At 51.9% G+C, this 260-nt stretch carries 2 tRNA genes; both read left to right on the plus strand.

Annotation, left to right across the window (positions count from 1 at the left end):
• Window positions 1-41 precede the first annotated feature (41 nt).
• Window positions 42-117 (plus strand) — tRNA-Val (locus ACU68W_RS09340).
• Window positions 118-148: 31 nt separating this feature from the next.
• Window positions 149-225: transfer RNA gene (locus tag ACU68W_RS09345), tRNA-Asp, on the plus strand.
• Window positions 226-260: the final 35 nt, after the last annotated feature.

A 260-nucleotide genomic window follows, 5' to 3' on the forward strand; every position in this document is an offset into this window, starting at 1 on the left:
GGTATCCCGGGTTCGAATCCCGGTAGGGTCACCAGATATATGGGCGATTAGCTCAGCTGGGAGAGCATCTGCCTTACAAGCAGGGGGTCACAGGTTCGAGCCCTGTATCGCCCACCATATATTTTTAACAAACAAATTTCTAACTAATGGCCCGGTAGTTCAGTTGGTTAGAATGCCAGCCTGTCACGCTGGAGGTCGACGGTTCAAGTCCGTTCCGGGTCGCCAAGTATGCTGGTGTAGCTCAATTGGTAGAGCAACTG

The organism is Finegoldia sp. P2-F-LR, from assembly GCF_052932265.1.